Source organism: Pseudomonas sp. AP42, from assembly GCF_001728935.1.
In the GTDB taxonomy this organism is placed as follows: domain Bacteria; phylum Pseudomonadota; class Gammaproteobacteria; order Pseudomonadales; family Pseudomonadaceae; genus Aquipseudomonas; species Aquipseudomonas lactis.
Genome location: NZ_LYSO01000120.1, coordinates 1 through 18,032 on the forward strand (window position 1 = coordinate 1; position 18,032 = coordinate 18,032).

Here is an 18,032-nt window from a genome sequence, read left to right on the forward strand (position 1 = left end):
GGTTACTGTCGATTGCTTCAGAGTTGTGTAGATACCTATGCCGCGATGACGCCTGCAAGGCCAATAAAAAAGCCCGCATTGCGCGGGCCTTTTACGTTCAGCGGATTATCAACCCGCCACCAACACTCGAATCGCTTCCAGTCGCAACGCGGCTTTATCGAGCATGGCCAGGCCTTGCTCGCGTTGGTTGCGCAGGGCTATCAGCTCGCTGTCGCGCACGGTCGGGTTGACCGCTTGCAACGCGGTCAGGCGCGCCAGTTCTTCGTCGGTGTCTGCCGCCAGGCGACGCTTGGCTTCGGCCACGCGTTCGGCGTGACGCGGGGCGATCTTCTCTTCACCGGCGTTGATGCGCGGTGTGAGTTGGTCACGCTGGGCCTGCACGAATTTGTTCGCGCTGGCCCGTGGCACGCTTTCCAGCTGGTCATTCAAGGTCACGAACGACACGCGGCCCGACAGGTCATTGCCGTTGGCATCCAGCAGGCAGCGCAAGGCGGCCGGTGGCAGGTAGCGGCCCAGTTGCAGGGAGCGCGGGGCGACTACTTCGCTGACATACAGCAGCTCAAGCAATACGGTGCCTGGCTTGAGCGCCTTGTTCTTGATCAGCGCCACGGCGGTGTTGCCCATGGAGCCGGACAGCACCAGGTCCATGCCGCCTTGCACCATCGGGTGCTCCCAGGTGATGAACTGCATGTCTTCGCGCGACAGCGCCTGGTTACGGTCGTAGGTGATGGTCACACCTTCGTCGTCGCCCAGGGGGAAGCTGGCGTCGAGCATTTTTTCGCTGGGCTTGAGGATCAGCGCGTTTTCCGAATGGTCTTCGCTGTCGATGCCGAACGCGTCGAACAGGGTTTCCATATAGATCGGCAGGGCGAACTGGTCGTCTTGTTCGAGGATGTCCTCGACCAGCGCATCACCTTCCCCAGCGCCGCCGGAATTGAGTTCCAGCAAGCGGTCGCGACCGGTGTGCAGCTCCTGCTCCAGGCGCTCGCGCTCGGCACGCGCTTCGTCGATCAGGGCTTGCCACTCGCCGTCGTCGGCAGCTTCCAGCAAGGGCAGCAGGCGTGGGCCGAACTGATGCTGCAAGGCGTTGCCGGTCGGGCAAGTGTTGAGGAAGGCATTGAGCGCTTCGTGGTACCACTGGAACAGGCGTTCTTGCGGGCTGGTTTCCAGGTAGGGCACGTGCAGTTCGATCACGTGTTTCTGGCCGATCCGGTCCAGACGCCCGATGCGCTGTTCCAGCAGGTCGGGGTGGGACGGCAGGTCGAACAGCACCAGGTGATGGGAAAACTGGAAGTTACGGCCTTCACTGCCGATTTCCGAGCAGATCAGCACCTGGGCACCGAACTCTTCATCGGCAAAATAGGCCGCGGCGCGGTCACGCTCCAGAATGTTCATGCCCTCGTGGAACACCGTGGCCGGAATGCCGGAGCGCACGCGCAGGGCGTCCTCCAGGTCCATGGCGGTTTCGGCGTGGGCGCAGATCACCAGGACCTTGGTGCGCTTGAGCATTTTCAACTGGTCGATCAGCCACTCGACCCGTGGGTCGAAGCGCCACCAGCGGTTCTCTTCCTCGATGTCCGGTTGCGCCTGGAAGCTGACTTCCGGGTACAGCTCGGCGTGTTCGCCCAGGGGCAGTTCGAGGTATTCGTCCGGGTTCGGCAGCGGGTAGGCGTGCAGCTTGCGCTCGGGGAAGCCTTGCACCGCGGCACGGGTGTTGCGAAACAGCACGCGGCCGGTGCCGTGGCGGTCCAGCAGCTCACGCACCAGGCGGGCACTGGCTTCCGTGTCGCCATCGTTGACGGCGGTGAGCAGGGCTTCACCTTCGTCGCCGAGGAAGCCTTGAATGGTCTTGTGTGCGGTCGGCGACAGGCGGCCCTTGTCCAGCAGCTCCTGCACGGCTTCGGCCACCGGGCGATAGTTTTCGCTCTCGGCGCGGAAGGCTTGCAGGTCGTGGAAGCGGTTCGGGTCCAGCAGGCGCAGGCGCGCAAAGTGGCTGTCCTGGCCCAGTTGCTCCGGGGTAGCGGTCAGCAACAGCACGCCGGGAATCACCTCGGCCAGTTGTTCGACCAGCGAGTATTCGGCGCTGGCCTTGTCTTCGTGCCACACCAGGTGGTGGGCTTCGTCGACCACCAGCAAGTCCCAACCGGCGGCAAACAGCGCATCCTGGGCCTTCTCGTCGTCCACCAGCCATTCCAGCGCAACGAGTGCAAGCTGGGTGTCTTCGAACGGGTTGGTGGCATCGCTTTCGATAAAGCGCTCTTCATCGAACAGCGCAACCTGCAGGTTGAAGCGGCGGCGCATTTCCACCAGCCATTGGTGCTGCAGGTTTTCCGGGACCAGGATCAGTACGCGGCTGGCGCGGCCCGAGAGCAGTTGGCGATGGATCACCAGGCCTGCTTCGATGGTCTTGCCCAAACCCACTTCGTCCGCCAGCAACACGCGTGGCGCGATACGGTCAGCGACTTCGCGGGCGATGTGCAGTTGGTGGGCAATCGGTTGGGCGCGTACGCCACCCAAGCCCCACAGCGAGGACTGCAACTGGCGGCTGGTGTGTTCCAGGGTGTGGTAGCGCAGCGAGAACCACGCCAGCGGGTCAATCTGCCCGGCGAACAGACGGTCGCTGGCCAGGCGGAACTGGATGAAGTTGGACAGTTGGGTTTCCGGCAGGGTGACCTGCTCGTTCTGCCCATTGAGGCCGTGGTAGACCAGCAGGCCATCGACGTCGTCGACTTCCTGTACGGTCATTTTCCAGCCTTCGAAATGGGTGATGGTGTCACCCGGCGAAAACCTCACGCGAGTGAGGGGCGCATTCCGTAGCGCATACTGGCGCGTGTCGCCAGTGGCCGGATAGAGCACGGTCAACAAGCGGCCGTCCTGTGCCAGAACGGTGCCTAACCCCAGCTCTGCTTCGCTGTCACTAATCCAGCGTTGCCCCGGTTGATACTGCTGCGCCATGCTGCCTGACTCCCGCCGTGAAAAAGCCGACTATGTTAACGGAACACGGCCCGGCGCCCAAGAACTCTGACAAAAACTACGCTGTTTATACGGGCCGGCGGAAATTGAATCGACGGATGGCGAGCACTTGAGAGTGTCGACTGAGTCACAGCTTGGCACGCGGGTGCTCAAGTCACCCTGCCACCCGCCGACAGCCTGTTGATCAGGAGAATAATTATCATGCTGCCACCCATGCTGCCCGTCAGTGTTGTGCCGGTCACGTCGCAACTCGACCCGGCACGCCAGAAGCCGGATATCCCGCCGGTGGTGCCCGTTCAAGCGGGTTCCAACGAGAGCACGATCGACCTGAAAAAAGGCGATGCCGAGCAATCGACCTTTCTGTTGCGCGAAGAGCAGCGGCGCCAGCAGGAGCAACACAAGCGTCGGCGCGAAGCTGACGACGACGCGCAGCAGCATTTGCCGATTCCCGGCGACTTGCTCAACGCTGATAACACCGTGCCCGTGGCGCCGCTGATCGAAGACGCGCCGCGCCAGGGCCTGTGGGTGGATATCGAGGTTTAACCCTTCAGTTCGCGCAAGGCCTTCACCAGCAACTCAATCTCGTCATCGGTGTTAAGCGGGCTGACGGAGATGCGCGCAACGCTGCTCAACCCACGCGCTTGCATGTCCAGCGGGGTGTAGGCCACGCCATTGGCGCCGATGTTGATGCGCTTTAACCCCAGGCGTTGCTTGAGTTCAAAACTATCCCAGCCGGCCAGGTTGAACGCGATCAAGCCTGAATGCGTGTTGCCCAAGTCGTGCAAGCTGATCCCCGGTATCTGACGCAGTGCTTCGCGGATTCGCGCGCTGGTCTGCAAGACTCTTTGCCATACCCGCTCAATTCCCAGTTGATTGATCTCGTGCAACGCATTGCCCAGGCCGGCCAGCAGGGCGAAGGACACTTCGCTGGTTTCAAAGCGTCGCGCGTCGTTGCGCAGGTCGAAGCCTTCGGCGGTCCAGGGCGCTGAAAATACGTCGCGTTGGGCCGGGTTCAGGTGCGGGAGAAACTCCGGCCGGATGTACAGCAGTGCGGTACCGCGAGGCCCGCGCAGGTGTTTGCGGCCGGCGGACTTGAGCACATCGCACTGCAACGCTTGCACATCCACCGGCAGCTGGCCGACGGCTTGGCCCGCGTCGATGAAGTAGGGAATGGTATGCCGCCTGGCCACATCGCCGATGGCCTGGGCCGGGTTGATCAAGCCACCGTTGGCCGGCAGCCAGGTGAGGTCGATCAGCTTCACCTTGGCATCGAGCATTGCCTCCAGTGCCACAGGGCAGGCGGCGCCGCTGGCATCGCACGGGATGACCTCCACCCGCGCCCCGGCTTGAACGGCCAGTTCCATGCTCGCCAGGTTACCGCCCCATTCATGGCGCCCCACTAGAATTCGATCGCCCGGTTGCCACGGCCCCAGCGCCTGGAAGGCCATGCTCCAGGCCGTGGAGCCACTGCTGGCGAAGGCAATCGACGACGCGGGCGCATTGAGCAGTTGCCCGGCGGCTCGGCGGGCCTTTTCCACTAAGACGGCACCTTGTTCGCCGGCCTCCATCGGGCCGTCGCGCGCTTCGCGTTGCAGCTGGTCGATGATGGCGTCGAGCGTCGCCTGGCTGGGCAAGGATGCCCCGGCGTGATTGAAGTGCACGATGCCGGATTGGCAACCGGGCGTGGCCTCTCGCAAGTGCTGCACTTGCAGCGGGCTCATGGCTGCAACTCGAAAATGGCATCGACCTCCACGGCGACGCCAGCCGGCAAACTGCAGACCCCTACGGCAGTGCGCACGTGTCGACCCTTGTCGCCGAGGGCGTTGACCAGCAGGTTCGAGGCGCCATTGGCGACCACGCTCTGGCGCTGGAAATCGGCGCTGCTGGCAATGAACACGCCCAGACGCAGGACGCGCACCACCCGCGACAGGTCATCGCCCAGCGCATCGCTTAGTTGCCCCAGCAGGCCCAGTGCCGCCAGTTCTGCCGCTTGGGCGCCGTCTTCATCGCTGAGGGAGTCACCCAGGCGGCCAAGGTAGGCGGGTTTGCCATCGAGCATGGGAATTTGCCCGGAGATGAACAGTTGATGCTGGCTGCTCACATGATTGATGTAGTTGGCCGCGGGTTGGCTGGGCGTGGGCAGTGTCAGGCCGAGGGCGTGTACGCGCTGGCGGATGGAGTCGGTCATGGTGAAACCCTCTGGTGTCAGAAGGTTCCAGCATGTTGGCGGTGGCGAGGGGCGACAAACGGATAGATCTCACTCGACGTATCGAAAAAACTCACGCGTCGGCACACGCCTGCTTCAGCCACTGGCTGAAGCATTCAGCCGTCTCACTGAGCGGGCCCTGGGGGGCGATCAGCCAATAGCCGATGTCGCTGTGATAGGGCGGCCAGTCAAAAGCCTCCACCAGGCTGCCGTCCTGGAGCTTGCGTTCGATCAGGCGATGGCGGCCCATGGCGATCCCCTGGCCGGCCACGGTCGCTTCGACCACGATGTTGTAGTCATGCAGCATCACGCGGGGGTGGCGATCGAGGTTGACCTGGTAATGGGCGGACCAATCGGTCCACTCGAAAGGACGGTGCGAGGTCGCCATCAACAACGGGCCACTGGCGACCTGCCGGGCTTTGAATGCAGGGCTGCATACGGGTGACAGGGTTTCGGCCATCAGGCGCGTGGCGTGCACGTCGGGCCAGTCGCCCTTGCCGTAGCGGATGGCCAGGTCAACCTCGGCCGTGGCGACATTGGCCAATTGAATCGCGGGCAGCAACTCCACCTGGATATGCGGGTAGCGCTGTAGAAACTCGGCCAGGCGCGGCGCCAGCCACAACGTGGCAAAGGACGCCAGCAAGCCGATACGCAACACATTGGCGCTGGGCGCACCCCGTTGGTTGCGCGTCGCAGCGGCGATAGCGTCCAGGGCAGGGCGGATCTGCTCGTAGTACGCTTGCCCGGCCAACGTCAGGTCAATCGCACGGGTTCGCCGGATAAACAGCGGCTTGCCCAAGTGGTGTTCGAGCTTATGCACCTGGTGGCTCAGCGCACTTTGGGTCACCGACAACTCGTTGGCCGCCTTGATAAAACTCAAGTGCCGCGCCACGGCTTCGAAGGCGCGCAGGGCCAACAGTGGCGGAAGGTCGTTGTGCAAGGCCACTTGGATGCGCCTCCTGGGCAGGGTAGAAAGCGCCGATTCTGGTCGATGGCCTGCATTTTGTCGCTCGCTTAATTGCCGTCGGGCGAGGCAGGCCGCATTATTGAGGCATTACCGCCACGACGTAAGCCAAGCCATGAGTGATGACGACAAGCTGATCGACCTGAACGCCGAACGCGCCAAGCGCGTGCACGACCTCAATGACAAACGCTTGAATGAAGTGCGCCAAGCCTTCGAACAAGCCATGCCCCTGGGCAAACCCAAGAAAAAGCCCAAGAACAAACCGAAAAAGCGTTGAAACACCCTGCATCCGTTGATGCAGGTCAGTTATTCCCCTTCGTTTACGCCCCGTTGTGGGCGACATTGATCCTGGTCAATTTCCCACTGTGCCTTCTCCATTAACTTAGCCCTATCGCAACAGGGCAAGTGCAGGAGGCCGGTCATGTTTTTCGATAATGTGGTTTTCGCCGGAGTGCTGACTGTTAGCCTCATGGTGCTGTTTTTTGTAGGGTTTGGATTTTTTATCTGGAAAGACGCGAACAAGCGTAAAAAACCTTAAGTCTTTCCGGGTTACATGAGCACGCAAGGCATTTTGGGCGACTTCGGTCGCCCTTTTTTTGTCTGTCAATTGATGGATGAAGAGCTCCCTCGCCACAGGTCCAGCGTCGTACCGACGTTGTGTAGATACCTATGCGCATCGCAGGCAAGCCCCACATTTGTCATGCGCTGCTCGAACTGGCGTAGAACCTGCATCCCACGCCCCATTCGCCGGTTTCCTGTCACCGGCCTCTGGAGGATTAGGATGCGTAGTCTGGTTTTGCTGCTGGCGTCATTGGCCCTGGGCGGTTGCATGACCGTCAGTGATATGGCCGAAGGCACCCGCTATCAGATGAGCGATGCCGGGCTGCTCGACCACAGCGATACGCGGCGTACTGCCTCGGTGCGCATACAGCCGGATTCCTTTGTGTTTATCGCCCAAGGCGCCTTCGTGCCGCCGGGCAGCGCTTACCCGCGGCCCAATGTGGTGGCCGAGGAAGCATTCAATGGCTTCGTCGAATATTTCCCCATGGTGCGTCGCGCCCGTCAGCCGGAAGGGCTGGAACAGGCCATGGCCGAAGCCCGCGACGCCGGTGCTCACTACCTGCTGTATTGCCGCTTTGCGGCAGCCGATGACCGTATCGGCAACGCCGACGAGTGGACCGACCAACAAGCTCTGGACCGCCTTGGCCTGGACAGCGGGGTGATCCAAGTCATGTTGATCGAGACCAGCACCCAGTATTTGATTGATACTGCACGTATTCGCAGTCGTGGCGGTTTACTGACGTTCCACGACACATCGCCACAAGATTTGATTGCCCGTCCCCTGGCGCAATATGCCCGCGGTTTACTGGGCATGAGCAATCAGTAAACAGAGGAGCCCGTCATGACCGATTCCGCCAAGGCCAATGATTTATTGGCCCAACTGCCCAAGGGCAAAGGGCCGGCACCGGTGCATCTGTGGAACCCGGCTTTCTGCGGCAATATCGACATGCGCATCGCCCGTGACGGCACCTGGTTCTACCAGGGCACGCCCATCGGGCGAAAGCCGATGGTCAAGCTGTTCTCCAACATCATCCGCCGCGATGGCGATGATTATTTCCTGGTGACGCCAGTGGAGAAGGTCGGCATCCAGGTCGATGATGCGCCCTTTGTCGCCGTGACCCTGGACGTGCAAGGGCAGGGCGAAAGCCAGGTTTTGCGCTTTACCACCAATGTCGATGAACAGGTCGAGGCAGGCCTCGAACACCCGCTGCGGGTGGTGATCGACCCCGTCACCCAGGAACCCGCACCCTACGTGCGCGTTCGCACCAATCTTGAAGCCCTCGTGCATCGCAACGCTTTTTACCAGTTGGTGGAGCTGGCCGTGAGCCGTCCGATCAACGGTCAGAACTGGCTTGGCGTATGGAGCAGCGGGGAGTTTTTCCCCATTGGCCTGGAGCCCTGAGGCGGGTTTTGTCTTCAGCCTGAAATAATCCTCTTGCGGTAAACGCGCGCTTTCGGTTATCAATTTGTACATGATTAGACATGTTCGATTTGATAAGAAAAAACGCGTCGTCGATGAACTCATCCGCCGTATCGAGGGTGGGGTCATGGCCGACGGCTTCCTGTTGCCGGGCGAGCATCAACTGGCCGAGGAATTTGCGGTCAGTCGTGGCACGCTGCGTGAGGCGCTGGCCGAACTCAAGCGTCGCAACTACATCGCCACCCAGAGTGGGGTCGGCTCAATCGTCACCTTTGACGGCATGGTGCTGGACCAACGCAGCGGTTGGGCTCAGGCCTTGGCCGATACGGGCGCCCAGGTAAGCACCGACATCCTGCGTTTCGAGGCCGTCACGCGCCCGGATCTGTTCAGCCGTTTCGGCACCGACCAGTTCATTACCCTCGACCGCCTTCGGCGCACCGCAGACGGCACAGCGGTGTCCCTGGAACGCTCGCTGATGCCGGCCGTTGGCGACCTGGAAAGCCTGCCGCGCATTGGCCTGATCGATAACTCCTTGACCATCACCCTGGCCGCCTACGGCTACGTCGGGGCCGAGGGCGATCAGTGGATCGGTGCCGAGCCGCTGAGTGATGAAGATGCCGAATTACTCGGGCGTCCCAGCGGCACAGTATTTCTCAAGGCTGCGCGCACCACCTATGATCGTCGCGAGCGTTTCATGGAGCATGTCGAAAGCCTGCTCGACCCGCTGCACTTTCGCCTGCATCTGCAGTTTGGAGCGTCGAAATGACCCGCGAAAATCGCGCCCTTGGCGCCTTCTATGGCCTGGCCCTGGGCGATGCTTTGGGTATGCCCACCCAATCCTTGAGCCGCGAGCAGGTACAAAAGCGCTTCGGTGCCATCACCGCTCTGGAAGACGCCGACGCCGACCAGCCCATTGCACCGAACATGCCTGCCGGCTCCATCACCGATGACACCGAGCAAGCCATCCTGGTCGCCGAGTTACTGGTGCAAGGCCAGGGCCAGATCCAGCCCGCTGTGCTTGCCCAACGCTTGATCGATTGGGAAGCGGGCATGCGCGCCAAAGGCTCCCAGGACTTGCTCGGGCCGTCCACCAAGCGCGCTATCGACATGATCCTCGCCGGCCATACCCCGGAGGAATCCGGGCGCTACGGCACCACCAATGGCGCGGCCATGCGCATCACCCCGGTGGGCATCGCCGCCGATGTCGGCGACCCGGGGCGGTTTATCCAGGCGGTGATCCAGGCGTGCCAGGTCACCCATAACACCAGCCTGGGTATTTCCAGCGCTGCGGCCGTGGCGGCGGTGGTCTCGGCTGGCATCAATGGCGTGGACCTGGGGGAAGCCTTGAATATCGGGACCCAGATTGCCCGCCAGGCCGAAAGCCATGGTCACTGGATCGCGGGCGGACGCATTTCTACCCGCATCAGTTGGGCCCGCACCCTGAGCGTCGGCAGCGGCGACAAAGCGTTGTTTGCCGACCTGCTTTACGAGTTGATTGGTACTTCGGTGGCTTCCCAGGAATCGGTGGTGGTGTCGTTTGCCCTGGCGCAGCAAGTGGCGTCTGGCGACATGAACGCTTTCGAAGCCCTGTGCCTGGCGGCCAGCCTGGGCGGCGACACCGACACCATTGCCGCGATGCTCGGCGCCATGCTGGGGGCGTGCCTGGGCATGCAGTGCTGGCCTGAGGCGTTGGTTGAACAGGTCAAGCGAGTCAATGGCTTGGACTTGCAGCCGCTGGTCAAAGCCTTATTGGCCTTGCGATAAACACGGAACTAATTGTGGGAGCTGGCTTGCCTGCGATAGCGGTTTTCCAGTGGCGGATGAGCTGGTTGCCCCACCGCAATCGCAGGCAAGCCAGCTCCCACATTAAAAAGCGTTGGGTCAGGAAGACCGGATAAAGATTCGACTCGCTGCCACAACCACAACAATACAGGCACCAGGAGCACCCTTTCATGAGCAGCCCCTCTTCCGGCCAAAGCGCCGGGCAATTGGAAACACGCGGCATTGAGCCGGTCCCGGAAAGCGAGTGCAACGGTCATCCGCTGCAATTGTTCTGGGTGTGGTTCGCCGCCAATATCAGCATCCTCGGCTTGCCCCTTGGTGCGACGCTGGTGGCGTTTCGTGGCCTGGCCATCTGGCAGGCGATCATCGTCGCGATTCTTGGCGCCGCCGGCTCATTTGCCGTGGTGGGCATCATCTCCATCGCCGGCCGCCGTGGTCGCGCGCCCAGCCTGACCTTGTCCCGCGCCATCTTCGGGGTGCGCGGCAATATCGGCCCGACCTTGGTGTCGCTGATGTCGCGCCTGGGTTGGGAAACCGTCAACACCACCACCGCAGCCTTCGTGTTGTTGTCGTTAAGCTCCATCCTGTTCGGCTCGGCAGTGGAGGCGAAAAGCGCGCCGGTGCTCACCCTGATCTTCATTGCCATCTTCGTGCTGCTGACCCTGGCCGTATCGGGCCTGGGCCACGCCACGCTGCTGGTGATTCAGAAGTGGGCGACCTACGTCTTCGGCGGCTTGAACATTCTGGTGGGCGGCTTTCTGTGCGCCACCATCGACTGGAGCGCGGTGTTCAACGCCACCCCGGCGCCGTTGAGCGCGATGATCATTGGCGTGGGCACCATGGCTGCCGGAACCGGTATCGGTTGGGCCAACGCCGGTGCAGACATGTCGCGTTACCAGCACCGCAGCGTCAAGGCCGTGCGCCTGGTGGCCTCCGCTGCATTTGGCGCCGGCATCCCGCTGGTGCTGTTGATCACCCTCGGCGGCCTATTGTCGGTGGGTAACAATGACCTGGCGTCGGCCACCGACCCCATCGTCGCGATCCGCGACATGCTGCCGACCTGGATGGCCGTGCCGTACCTGATCACCGCGTTCGGCGGGCTGTTGCTGTCGAACAACCTGTCGGTGTATTCGGCCGGCCTCACCACCTTGACCCTGGGTTTGAAGGTCAAGCGTGTGCATGCGGTGATTGTCGATATCGTCGCGATCTTTGCCGGCTCCATCTACTTCATGCTGATCGCCGACAGCTTCTATGGCCCGTTCATTACCTTCATTTCGCTGCTGGCGGTGCCGATCACGGCGTGGGTCGGGATCTTCGTGGTCGACTTGATTCACCGGCATTACTACAGCCCCACCGACCTGCTGGACGTCAGCCCCAGCAGTGCCTACTGGTATCGCGGCGGCGTGGAGTGGCGTGCATTTGGCGCCTGGGCTGTAGCCATCGTGCTGGGGTTCAGCTTCACCACCATCGGCACCACCGCCGAAAACATCTGGTTTGCCGGGCCGCTGTCCGACTCCTGGCTGGGCCATAACGGCCTGGGCTGGATCGTGACCTTCCTGGTGGCGGGCGGCATATATGCAGTATTGGGCGGGGCGTCTGACCGTCGTCCTGCTTTAGCAGAGAGCGCCAATGTCTAGATTGCTGCACACCGGCCAGGTCATTGTTGACCTGGTCATGGGCCTCGACACCCTGCCGGCAAGCGGCGGTGACGTGCTGGCCAACTCCGCCAGTTTCCAAGTCGGTGGCGGTTTCAATGTAATGGCTGCGGCGCGGCGCAATGGGTTGCCGGTGGTTTACCTGGGCCGCCATGGCGAGGGGCGCTTTGGCGAGCTGGCGCGTGCCGCGATGCAGGGCGAGGGTATTGAAATGGCCTTGGCGGCCAGCGCTGGCAAAGATACCGGTTTGTGCGTGTCGCTGACTGAAGCGAGCACCGAACGCACCTTCATCTCCCATCTCGGCGCCGAGGGTGAGTTGAGCGCCGACGATTTGGCTCAGATCGTCCCTCGTGTCGATGACTACGTATACGTCAGTGGCTACAGCTTGCTGCTTGAAGGTAAGGCGCAGCCGTTGCTTGACTGGTTGCAGGCGCTACCGCGAGAAATCGTGGTGGTGTTCGACCCGGGCCCGCTGGTCAAGGCGCCGGACTCCGCGTTGATGCGCGCGTTGTTGCCGCGTATCGACATCTGGACCAGCAATGGCCCTGAAGCGTTGGCGTTTACCGGGGCGGCGGATATGAGTCAGGCGCTGCCCATGCTCAATCAGCACTTGCAGGCACTGCTGGTTGTGCGTGATGGGCCAAAGGGTTGCTGGGTAGGGCGAGGGGCTCAGATCGAGCATGTCCCTGGATTCAAGGTTCAGGCCGTGGACAGCAATGGCGCGGGGGATGCACATGCGGGAGTATTTATTGCCGGGTTGGCGAATGGCTTGAAGCCGGTTGAGGCGGCGCGTCGAGCGAACGCAGCGGCGGCATTGGCGGTAACCCGCTGGGGGCCAGCGACCTCGCCCGGCACTGCTGAGGTCGATGCATTAGTGACGCAATAAACGAGGCCCAAAAATGTGGGAGCGGGCTTGCTCGCGAAGGCGGTGTGTCAGTCAACACATGCTTTAACTGACACACCGCCTTCGCGAGCAAGCCCGCACAATGGGTTCTGCGTTTAGCCTGCTTTTTTCAGGGCTTGGATCAACTCATCTTTGCGCATGGTTGAGCGTCCTGAAATATTCTTTTCCCGCGCCTCTTTCATCAAGCTTTCCTTGGTCTGCGTACCCAATGAAGCGCGACTGCTGCGCGGGTGGCCTTCACGGCTGGCAGCGGCGCGCTTGGCTGATTCCTGCCGGTCCTGGGCCTTCTTGGCCGGTGCTTTGCGCCTGCCTGATCCGCCGGTTTTCTCACCGCCGCCAGACTGTTTGTTCACGGTGGCCCAGGCACGGGCTTCGGCTTCGTCCTTGGGCAACCCTTTGTGCTCATAACTGTCTTCGATATGAGCGGCCTTGCGTTTCTGTTCGTCGGTGTATTTGGCTTTGCTTCCACGAGGCATCGCTAAAACTCCTTCTGGCCCCAGTCGCGGGGCCAGGCCAGAAATGGATTACTGAGTGCTTTGAGCGTCGAGCTTGCGCGCCTCATCCACACCAGAAGCGGTGAGCTTGATCGGCAGGTTCAACGCGTATTCGCCGGCGTCGTCGGTGGTCACATGCCCATCCTTGATCAGCCCGCGGTCCTGCAGGAACGCCAAGACACTGGCGACCTCTTTTTCACCGCGGTAATTGTCCAGCACTTCCTTGCCCAAGCCTTGCGGGTGAGCGTGCAACAGGCGGGTGAGGACTTCTTTTTCAAGGTTTCTATCGACGTTCATGCGTACCTCTTCACGGGGAAATGGTCGGGTGTAGGTCGTACCAAGGGTGCATCAAGGCGCTGGTTGTTTCTGCGCGCCCGGAATGTTCGAGTCGTCGCCCTTGTTGATCTTCGGCTCATTGTTGCTCGTGCCTGGGCCCATCTTGCCGTTGCCCACGGCCGCCGGTGCCTGGCGCTGGGTGTCGTTGCCTTTGGTGCGTGGGTCAGCGCTGTTGTCGATGATCGCGCCACCGTTGGTGTCCATGCCGGTGCCCATGGATTTTTGCGACTCGGTGGTGGCGTCCGGCGTTGGATCGGTGGGGCCGGTGGTCGAGCTGGCCGCGAAGGCGCTCAGGGACGCGGCAGACAAGAGGCCGGTGAGGGCGAGGGCAGCAAATTTGGAATTTTTCATCAGGGTGTCTCCATATGATTAATGTCCTTACCCTGTATTGGTCTGCCCGCGATTGTTGATCGTGCCGGGAGGGCGACGAACGGTATCAGCTCACCTGTATCACTTTGTGTGCTGATACTCGGCGCGCTATCAAACGTGCCACCGTGATCGCCCAGTTGAGGGCCGCGATCACCAGTACGCTCAGCATCATTGTCGCAAGGCCGAAGTCGACGATGATCTTGCCTGCGAGCCAGGGAAACCCGAAGACGCCGATAAAGTACGCCAGGCTGAACAGCAACAACGCCTGGGAAGTGGTGCCGCTGGGCGCTTCGTTGGCCACCAGGCCGTTGATCACTGAATACGTCAGGCCATACCCGATCCCTAGCGTGGCGGCGGCGAGCACATAACTGAGGTTGCCGCTGACACCAAACGCGAACAGCGCGATCGCGCCGAACATCACCCCCGATAACACACAGGCAGCCTGGTACGCATCGCGCTTGACCACGAAGCCTGCGATCAGCAAGCGGCTGGTGATTGCTGCTGTCAGGAAGCCGGCGAAGAACAGTGAATAGTCGAGCTTATGAGCCACGGCATAGCTGGTCTGGAACGAAGACAGCCCCCCGAATACGCAGCCACCCAGGCCGACCATCAGGATGGCGAACGCCGCCTTGGAAGACAGTACGCGGCGGCTTGCACGCCAGGAAATCCTGGCGGTTGGCATATTCGCGTGCTGTCGCAACCGGGAGCCCATGCGCCAGAACATCACCACCCCGGCGAGGCTGGCGAGCCCGGCGATATAGAACGCGGTGGTCAGGGGCAGGTCCAGCGCAGTGGCGGCGCGTCCCAGCAAAGGGCCGGAACCTATGCCGCTCAACATACTGCCCGAGAGCAAGGCGAAATATTTGGCCCGCTGGCGTGGTTCCACTAGCAGCGTCACGATGATTGGGCCCAGGGTATAGAACACGCCCCAGCCCAAGCCAAGGGACAATCCAAACAGCATCAAGCCTTGGCCAAACCCCGGCGTCAGGGCAAACCCCAGGCAGGCCACCACCAACAATAGGCCGGTGCTCGCAATTGCTCGCGCTGCGCTCAGCGCATCAGCCAGGTGCCCGGAAAACACCACCGCCACAAAAGTGCTGAGCATCGCCGTGGCAATGACACTGCCCGCGTCGTGTTCATTACCGCCACGGGCATGGATCAGCAGTGACAACAAAAAGGTCGAACCGTAAGACAGTGACAGCAGGAAGCTGGCTAGGCAGAACAGCGCGAATGTCTTGGTGCCCACTGGTGGCGTGGCGTGCATGAGCAGGTCTCTGATCGTTGGATTTATGCCCATTGTTTACCATGGGCGTGCGCAGGCTTTGTTCTGTGGTTGCCGATGCTTGCATCACCCCGCACCGGAGTGAAACGCGCTCGTCGGCATCAATTGCACTGCAAACGGCCATCAAATCGCCTTAGTATGTGGCCTTTGAATTTGCCCAAGGCTCGCCCATGACCATCGAGATTCGCCCCGCCGTGCCCAGCGATGCTGCGCAGATACTGACCTTTATCACTGAGCTGGCCGAGTACGAGAAAGCCCGGCATGAAGTGATCGCCAGCGTGGTGGATATCGAACGCAGCCTGTTCAGCGAAGGCGCCACGGCCCATGGCCTGATCTGCTTGCGCGACGGCTTGCCGATTGGCTTTGCGGTGTTCTTTTTTAGCTACTCGACGTGGCTGGGCAGCAACTGCCTGTACCTGGAAGACCTGTACATCAACCCGGAGCAACGCGGCGGCGGGGCCGGCAAGAAGTTGTTGCGTCACCTGGCCAAGATCGCCTGCGACAACGGTTGCGGGCGCTTTGAATGGAGCGTGCTGGACTGGAACGAGCCCGCGATTGCCTTCTACAAATCCATCGGCGCCCAGCCGCAGGAAGAATGGGTGCGTTATCGCATGGAAGGCGATGCCTTGCGCGACTTCGCCCTGGGCTGAAACCTCATTTCTATAGGCACCAAAGATCGAATGTGGGAGCGGGCTTGCTCGCGAATGCGGTTTATCAGTCAGCCATGCTTTAACTGACACACCGCATTCGCGAGCAAGCCCGCTCCCACATTTTTTTAAGCTTTGTCCATTATATGGGATGATAATTTATATATTGAGATGTTTCAGGCGATGGGTTTATAGTCGCCAGCATCAGCACTCACTACTAAAAATAAAAAGGTGAAGCGATGCAGGCACAACCGTTGTCCCTACCCGCCGTGCCCGAGCCCACTTACGGCGAGCGCCTGAAGAACAAGGTGGTGATCATCACCGGCGCCGCCCAAGGCATTGGCGAAGCCATCGTTGCCTGTTTCCAGGCTCAGCAGGCGCGGTTGATCATTGCCGATATCCAGGGCGACAAAGTCGAGAAGGTCGCCGCCCATTGGCGCGAACGCGGCGCGCAGATTTACGCCCAGCCGGTTGATATCACCTCCAAGGATCAATGGCAGGCACTGGTCAACCTGGCCATCGAGCGCTTTGGCCGCGTGGATGTGCTGGTCAACTGTGCCGGGGTCAATGTGTTCCGTGACCCGCTGGAGATGAGCGACGAGGACTGGCGCCGCTGTTTCGCCATCGACCTCGACGGCGCCTGGTACGGCTGCCGTTCGGTGTTGCCGCACATGATCGAGCAGGGCATCGGCAACATCATCAATATCGCGTCCACCCATTCCAGCCACATCATTCCCGGTTGTTTTCCTTACCCTGTCGCCAAGCACGGCCTGCTCGGCCTCACCCGTGCCCTGGGCATCGAGTACGCGCCCAAAGGCATCCGCGTGAATGCCATCGCCCCCGGCTATATCGAAACCCAGCTCAACGTCGATTACTGGAACGGTTTCCCAGACCCCCACTCCGAACGCCAGCGCGCGTTCGACCTGCACCCGCCCAAACGCATTGGCCAGCCCATCGAAGTGGCCATGACAGCACTGTTCCTGGCGACCGACGAGGCGCCCTTTATCAATGCCACTTGCCTGATGATCGATGGCGGGCGGTCTGTGATGTACCACGACTAAGCGTTTTTCAATAACAAGAAGGAGGTGGTCCATGTTCAAGCAAACACTCGGTGCCGTGGCACTGGCGATGGCGTTCAGCGGCTGGGTATCGGCTGAAGAAGTGAAGATCGGTTTCCTGGTCAAGCAGGCTGAGGAACCCTGGTTTCAAACGGAGTGGGCATTCGCGGAAAAGGCCGGCAAGGAGCATGGTTTCACCGTGATCAAAATCGCCGTGCCCGATGGCGAAAAGACCCTGTCGGCCATCGACAGCCTGGCTGCTAACGGCGCGAAAGGCTTTGTGATCTGCCCGCCAGACGTGTCCCTGGGCCCTGCCATCGTTGCCAAGGCCAAGGTCAACGGTTTGAAAGTGATGGCCGTGGATGATCGCTTTGTCGATGCCAAGGGCAACTTCATGGAAGACGTGCCGTACCTGGGCATGGCCGCATTTGAAGTCGGCCAGAAGCAGGGCGCTGCCATGGCCGCCGAAGCGAAAAAACGCGGTTGGGACTGGAAGGACACCTATGCGGTGATCAACACCTTCAACGAACTCGACACCGGCAAGAAGCGCACTGACGGCTCGATCAAATCCCTGGAGGAGGCGGGTATTCCCAAGGACCACATCCTCACCTCTGCGCTGAAAACCCTCGACGTGCCCGGCAGCATGGACGCCACCAACTCGGCCCTGGTCAAGCTGCCGAGCGGGGCGAAGAACCTGATCATCGGCGGCATGAACGACAACACCGTGCTCGGCGGCGTGCGCGCCACCGAAAGTGCCGGCTTCAAGGCCGCCAACGTGATCGGCATCGGCATCAATGGCACCGACGCCATCGGCGAATTGAAAAAAGCCGACAGCGGCTTCTTCGGTTCCATGCTGCCCAGCCCGCATATCGAGGGCTACAACACCGCGCTGGCGATGTACGAATGGGTCACCACCGGCAAGGAGCCGGCCAAATACACCGCCATGGACGAAGTGACCTTGATCACCCGCGCCAATTTCCAGGAAGAACTGACCAAGATCGGTCTGTGGAAATGAGCGGCGCGGCCCTGCGTTTCAATGGCATCGGCAAGGAGTTTCCCGGTGTGAAAGCCCTGGCGCAGATCAGCTTTGAAGCGCGGCCGCACTCGGTGCATGCGCTGATGGGCGAGAACGGCGCCGGCAAATCGACCTTGCTGAAAATCCTCGGCGGCGCCTACATCCCATCCAGCGGCACCGTGCAAATCGGCGCGCAAACCATGGCGTTCAAATGCGCCGCCGACAGCATTGCCAGCGGTGTGGCAGTGATTCACCAGGAGCTGCACCTGGTGCCGGAAATGAGCGTGGCCGAGAACCTGTTCCTCGGCCATTTGCCCACGCGCTTTGGCGTGGTCAACCGGGGCCTGCTGCGCAAGCAGGCCCTGG

Annotated in this window: 21 protein-coding genes; 13 read left to right on the forward strand and 8 right to left on the reverse strand. The window is 61.3% G+C overall.

The genetic code is table 11. From position 1 onward, the window contains the following. Positions 1–108: 108 nt before the first annotated feature. Positions 109–2,955 (reverse strand): RNA polymerase-associated protein RapA, encoded by a 2,847-nt coding sequence (rapA, locus tag A7K61_RS26325; protein WP_069558674.1) that lies wholly within the window; start codon positions 2,953–2,955, stop codon positions 109–111. Between the two features lie 219 nt (positions 2,956–3,174). On the opposite strand from rapA, the gene A7K61_RS26330 reads away from it, so the two are divergent. Beyond that, positions 3,175–3,516 carry a hypothetical protein gene (locus tag A7K61_RS26330; RefSeq protein ID WP_044267485.1) on the forward strand — a complete coding sequence of 114 codons (342 nt, stop codon included), beginning with the start codon at positions 3,175–3,177 and terminating at the stop codon, positions 3,514–3,516. On the opposite strand, the gene A7K61_RS26335 is transcribed toward A7K61_RS26330, so the two are convergent. The 3 genes from A7K61_RS26335 to A7K61_RS26345 form a co-directional block, all read right to left on the reverse strand. Continuing rightward, entirely contained in the window at positions 3,513–4,694 is a 1,182-nt protein-coding gene (locus A7K61_RS26335; RefSeq protein WP_069558675.1) for an aminotransferase class V-fold PLP-dependent enzyme, read from the reverse strand. The genes A7K61_RS26330 and A7K61_RS26335 overlap by 4 nt on opposite strands. Then, on the reverse strand, positions 4,691–5,161 hold the full coding sequence (locus tag A7K61_RS26340) for a RidA family protein (RefSeq protein ID WP_044267479.1): 471 nt from the start codon (positions 5,159–5,161) through the stop codon (positions 4,691–4,693). Before A7K61_RS26340 ends, A7K61_RS26335 begins: the two co-directional genes overlap by 4 nt. 91 nt (positions 5,162–5,252) lie before the next feature. Further along, positions 5,253–6,125, reverse strand: a complete 873-nt coding sequence (locus A7K61_RS26345; protein ID WP_069558676.1) for a LysR substrate-binding domain-containing protein — start codon at positions 6,123–6,125, stop codon at positions 5,253–5,255. Positions 6,126–6,258: 133 nt separating this feature from the next. Between A7K61_RS26345 and A7K61_RS33245 the strand changes: the two genes are divergently transcribed. The 8 genes from A7K61_RS33245 to A7K61_RS26375 all read left to right on the forward strand — a co-directional run bounded on the left by A7K61_RS33245 (position 6,259) and on the right by A7K61_RS26375 (position 12,447). Further along, positions 6,259–6,420: a hypothetical protein gene (locus A7K61_RS33245; RefSeq protein WP_003193515.1), complete on the forward strand. Its 162-nt coding sequence runs from the start codon at positions 6,259–6,261 to the stop codon at positions 6,418–6,420. A gap of 144 nt (positions 6,421–6,564) precedes the next feature. Next, positions 6,565–6,681, forward strand: coding sequence for a cytochrome c oxidase subunit CcoM (ccoM, locus tag A7K61_RS34105; protein ID WP_019817835.1), 117 nt, complete (start codon positions 6,565–6,567; stop codon positions 6,679–6,681). Positions 6,682–6,924: 243 nt separating this feature from the next. Further along, positions 6,925–7,530 (forward strand): DUF4823 domain-containing protein, encoded by a 606-nt coding sequence (locus A7K61_RS26350; protein ID WP_003193513.1) that lies wholly within the window; start codon positions 6,925–6,927, stop codon positions 7,528–7,530. A 15-nt stretch (positions 7,531–7,545) separates the two neighbouring features. Then, the gene (locus tag A7K61_RS26355; protein ID WP_003193512.1) at positions 7,546–8,106 is read left to right on the forward strand and encodes a DUF1285 domain-containing protein; all 561 of its coding nucleotides are present in this window, start codon (positions 7,546–7,548) and stop codon (positions 8,104–8,106) included. A 70-nt stretch (positions 8,107–8,176) separates the two neighbouring features. Continuing rightward, positions 8,177–8,890, forward strand: coding sequence for a GntR family transcriptional regulator (locus A7K61_RS26360; protein ID WP_044267467.1), 714 nt, complete (start codon positions 8,177–8,179; stop codon positions 8,888–8,890). Beyond that, positions 8,887–9,888 (forward strand): ADP-ribosylglycohydrolase family protein, encoded by a 1,002-nt coding sequence (locus A7K61_RS26365; RefSeq protein WP_069558677.1) that lies wholly within the window; start codon positions 8,887–8,889, stop codon positions 9,886–9,888. Before A7K61_RS26360 ends, A7K61_RS26365 begins: the two co-directional genes overlap by 4 nt. Positions 9,889–10,076: 188 nt before the next feature. Beyond that, complete coding sequence (locus A7K61_RS26370) at positions 10,077–11,543, forward strand: cytosine permease (RefSeq protein WP_044267462.1); 1,467 nt, start codon at positions 10,077–10,079, stop codon at positions 11,541–11,543. Then, a complete protein-coding gene (locus A7K61_RS26375) occupies positions 11,536–12,447 on the forward strand; it encodes a PfkB family carbohydrate kinase (protein ID WP_069558678.1) in 912 nt (303 codons plus the stop codon). The genes A7K61_RS26370 and A7K61_RS26375 overlap by 8 nt, the downstream gene beginning before the upstream one ends. Before the next feature lie 113 nt (positions 12,448–12,560). Here A7K61_RS26375 and A7K61_RS26380 read toward each other — a convergent pair whose 3' ends face one another. From A7K61_RS26380 to A7K61_RS26395, 4 genes are all read right to left on the reverse strand, one after another. Continuing rightward, the gene (locus A7K61_RS26380) at positions 12,561–12,941 is read right to left on the reverse strand and encodes a Rho termination factor N-terminal domain-containing protein (RefSeq protein ID WP_034135338.1); all 381 of its coding nucleotides are present in this window, start codon (positions 12,939–12,941) and stop codon (positions 12,561–12,563) included. 48 nt (positions 12,942–12,989) lie between these two features. Continuing rightward, positions 12,990–13,256, reverse strand: coding sequence for a hypothetical protein (locus A7K61_RS26385; protein WP_032895690.1), 267 nt, complete (start codon positions 13,254–13,256; stop codon positions 12,990–12,992). A gap of 51 nt (positions 13,257–13,307) precedes the next feature. Further along, a complete protein-coding gene (locus A7K61_RS26390) occupies positions 13,308–13,646 on the reverse strand; it encodes a hypothetical protein (RefSeq protein ID WP_003193500.1) in 339 nt (112 codons plus the stop codon). Between the two features lie 85 nt (positions 13,647–13,731). Beyond that, a complete protein-coding gene (locus tag A7K61_RS26395; protein WP_069558679.1) occupies positions 13,732–14,928 on the reverse strand; it encodes an MFS transporter in 1,197 nt (398 codons plus the stop codon). A gap of 188 nt (positions 14,929–15,116) precedes the next feature. Here A7K61_RS26395 and A7K61_RS26400 point away from each other — a divergent pair, with 188 nt between their 5' ends. From A7K61_RS26400 to A7K61_RS26415, 4 genes are all read left to right on the forward strand, one after another. Further along, positions 15,117–15,596: a GNAT family N-acetyltransferase gene (locus A7K61_RS26400; RefSeq protein WP_003193496.1), complete on the forward strand. Its 480-nt coding sequence runs from the start codon at positions 15,117–15,119 to the stop codon at positions 15,594–15,596. Positions 15,597–15,832: 236 nt separating this feature from the next. Next, a complete protein-coding gene (locus A7K61_RS26405; protein ID WP_069558680.1) occupies positions 15,833–16,654 on the forward strand; it encodes an SDR family oxidoreductase in 822 nt (273 codons plus the stop codon). Between the two features lie 31 nt (positions 16,655–16,685). Next, entirely contained in the window at positions 16,686–17,666 is a 981-nt protein-coding gene (locus A7K61_RS26410; protein WP_083263128.1) for a substrate-binding domain-containing protein, read from the forward strand. Beyond that, positions 17,663–18,032 (forward strand): ATP-binding cassette domain-containing protein (locus A7K61_RS26415; protein WP_139129555.1); only part of this gene is annotated, 370 nt, incomplete at its 3' end. The genes A7K61_RS26410 and A7K61_RS26415, both read left to right, overlap by 4 nt.

What these genes read in the sequence shown, in the direction of transcription:
- rapA (WP_069558674.1), bottom strand. Translation starts at nt 2,955, where the DNA reads ATGGCGCAGCAGTATCAACCGGGGCAACGCTGGATTAGTGACAGCGAA.
- A7K61_RS26330 (WP_044267485.1), top strand. Translation starts at nt 3,175, where the DNA reads ATGCTGCCACCCATGCTGCCCGTCAGTGTTGTGCCGGTCACGTCGCAA.
- A7K61_RS26335 (WP_069558675.1), bottom strand. Translation starts at nt 4,694, where the DNA reads ATGAGCCCGCTGCAAGTGCAGCACTTGCGAGAGGCCACGCCCGGTTGC.
- A7K61_RS26340 (WP_044267479.1), bottom strand. Translation starts at nt 5,161, where the DNA reads ATGACCGACTCCATCCGCCAGCGCGTACACGCCCTCGGCCTGACACTG.
- A7K61_RS33245 (WP_003193515.1), top strand. Translation starts at nt 6,259, where the DNA reads ATGAGTGATGACGACAAGCTGATCGACCTGAACGCCGAACGCGCCAAG.
- ccoM (WP_019817835.1), top strand. Translation starts at nt 6,565, where the DNA reads ATGTTTTTCGATAATGTGGTTTTCGCCGGAGTGCTGACTGTTAGCCTC.
- A7K61_RS26350 (WP_003193513.1), top strand. Translation starts at nt 6,925, where the DNA reads ATGCGTAGTCTGGTTTTGCTGCTGGCGTCATTGGCCCTGGGCGGTTGC.
- A7K61_RS26355 (WP_003193512.1), top strand. Translation starts at nt 7,546, where the DNA reads ATGACCGATTCCGCCAAGGCCAATGATTTATTGGCCCAACTGCCCAAG.
- A7K61_RS26360 (WP_044267467.1), top strand. Translation starts at nt 8,177, where the DNA reads ATGATTAGACATGTTCGATTTGATAAGAAAAAACGCGTCGTCGATGAA.
- A7K61_RS26365 (WP_069558677.1), top strand. Translation starts at nt 8,887, where the DNA reads ATGACCCGCGAAAATCGCGCCCTTGGCGCCTTCTATGGCCTGGCCCTG.
- A7K61_RS26370 (WP_044267462.1), top strand. Translation starts at nt 10,077, where the DNA reads ATGAGCAGCCCCTCTTCCGGCCAAAGCGCCGGGCAATTGGAAACACGC.
- A7K61_RS26375 (WP_069558678.1), top strand. Translation starts at nt 11,536, where the DNA reads ATGTCTAGATTGCTGCACACCGGCCAGGTCATTGTTGACCTGGTCATG.
- A7K61_RS26380 (WP_034135338.1), bottom strand. Translation starts at nt 12,941, where the DNA reads ATGCCTCGTGGAAGCAAAGCCAAATACACCGACGAACAGAAACGCAAG.
- A7K61_RS26385 (WP_032895690.1), bottom strand. Translation starts at nt 13,256, where the DNA reads ATGAACGTCGATAGAAACCTTGAAAAAGAAGTCCTCACCCGCCTGTTG.
- A7K61_RS26390 (WP_003193500.1), bottom strand. Translation starts at nt 13,646, where the DNA reads ATGAAAAATTCCAAATTTGCTGCCCTCGCCCTCACCGGCCTCTTGTCT.
- A7K61_RS26395 (WP_069558679.1), bottom strand. Translation starts at nt 14,928, where the DNA reads ATGCACGCCACGCCACCAGTGGGCACCAAGACATTCGCGCTGTTCTGC.
- A7K61_RS26400 (WP_003193496.1), top strand. Translation starts at nt 15,117, where the DNA reads ATGACCATCGAGATTCGCCCCGCCGTGCCCAGCGATGCTGCGCAGATA.
- A7K61_RS26405 (WP_069558680.1), top strand. Translation starts at nt 15,833, where the DNA reads ATGCAGGCACAACCGTTGTCCCTACCCGCCGTGCCCGAGCCCACTTAC.
- A7K61_RS26410 (WP_083263128.1), top strand. Translation starts at nt 16,686, where the DNA reads ATGTTCAAGCAAACACTCGGTGCCGTGGCACTGGCGATGGCGTTCAGC.